General features: G+C 71.9%; 1 protein-coding gene. It reads left to right on the top strand.

Annotated features, from left to right (window positions below; all coding sequences use genetic code 11):
- Positions 1 to 498: 498 nt before the first annotated feature.
- Positions 499 to 1,773, top strand: a 1,275-nt coding sequence (locus E1298_RS46640; protein ID WP_207945281.1) for a nucleotidyltransferase family protein, incomplete at its 3' end; no start/stop codon positions are given.

The raw sequence follows: 1,773 nt of genomic DNA, 5'->3' as shown, positions 1-1,773 counted from the left end.
ACCCCGCACACCGAAGGCACACCACCGCGCACGGACGCCGGGTCGCGCACTGAAAGCACCACGCCCCGCCCCGAGGGGACGCCACCCGCCGCTGGCGTCCCACACACCGAAAACGGCACCCCGCGCACGGATGCCGGGCCGCGCACCGAGAGCGCCGCGCCTCGGCCCGAGGGGGCGCGCCCCACCGTCACTACGCCGCATGCCGAAGGCACAATGCCTCGCACGGACGCCGGGCCGCGCAACGAAAGCACCACACCCCGCCCCGAGGAGACACCACCCACCGCTGGCACACCGCACGCTGAAGGGACGCCGTCGCGGGCTGATGTTGGTCCGCGGAGTCTCGAAGGGGCCACGCCGCGTACGGACGGAGATGGATCGGCCCGACTCGAGACTGCGGGTGGGTCTCGGACGGCGGACGGCCCGCCGGCGGACGCGCAGCCCAGGGCGAGGACGGGTGAGCCGGAGGGGCAGCCTTCGCGGCTGGCCGATCCGGAGCTCATGCGGCGCGTCCACGAGAACGAGCAGATCCGGCAGCTCGTGGACCGGGCCCGGGAGACCGTGGTCAACGACCGGGGCGACCGGCTCGGCGATCTGCTAGACAACGATCTGCGCCACCGGCTGCCGAACCACCCCGAGCTGGCGCGGATCATCGAGGGCAACGGCCCGCCGCCGCTGTCGCCGGTGGAAGGGGCCCTCCGGGACTCGCTGATGGCCCGGCCGAGGACCTTGCACAGCCTGCTGTCGCAACCCGAGGCCGTCCACATCCTGGAGGACTCCGTCCGGGAGGTGAACGAGCGGGGCGCGGACGCGATTCTCGGCGAGGGCCGCCAGAGGCCGCTGCCGACGCCGTTCGAGGGCCGGCAACTGGAGATCAGCAACCGGGTGGCGGACGAGGTGGGCGGCTCGAAGTCGCCGGACCAGCCGGGCTTCGACGAGAAGGCGCTGGAAGAGCAGAAGCGCCGGCTCCAGGAGGGCGAGCAGCTCTCCAGGGACAACCCGCTCATCAACGACTACCTGGACGACCTCTACAACGCGGCCGACGCGCACAAGGACACGCTCAACAACGTCCTGAAGGACCTGGCCAACGATCCCGACGACGCGAAGATGCGTCCCGGACGCAAGGACAGGGTCCGCGCCCTCGACAAGATCATCATCGAGAGCGGCGGCAACCCCTCCAAGCTCAACGACCTGCTGGGCGGGAAGGTCCAGTTCGACAGCGTCGCCGACCTCTACCAGGCGCTCGACCGGGTGCAGGAGGTCGTCGCGCGGCACGGCGTCGAGATCGTGTCGATCAAGGACCGGCTGCAGAATCCGCAGCCCAGCGGGTACCGCGACATCCGCATGACCGTGCGGATGCCGAACGGCCACATCGGCGAGCTGCGCCTGCACCTGAGGTCTGTGGACGAGGTCGCCGCGTACGAGCACTCGCTGTACGAGGTGTCGCGCGACCTGCCGAACGTCGCGGCGGAGGCGGCGCAGCGCGGCGAGCGCAGCGCGGACCTCTCCCCCGAGGAGAGGGCGCTCAGGGAGGCGGTCAACCGCAGGCTGATCACAAGGTTCCAGGCCGCGCTGGACGACGCGCTGCCCCCGCACCTCAGGTCAACGCACGGAGAAGGCGGGGACGCACCGGAACCGCACCGCCGCACAGCAGAACCCGCCCGCGCCGAGCAGCCACAGCCCGCCCGCCCCGAAGGCGCCGGACGGGACGAAGCCGACCCCACCCGGACGACCGGCCACGATCCCGCGAAGGGTGAACACGAGCAGCCGCCCGCC

This window comes from Actinomadura rubrisoli (assembly GCF_004349215.1).
Lineage (GTDB): Bacteria > Actinomycetota > Actinomycetes > Streptosporangiales > Streptosporangiaceae > Spirillospora > Spirillospora rubrisoli.
This window is presented reverse-complemented; position numbering and strand designations above follow the sequence as displayed.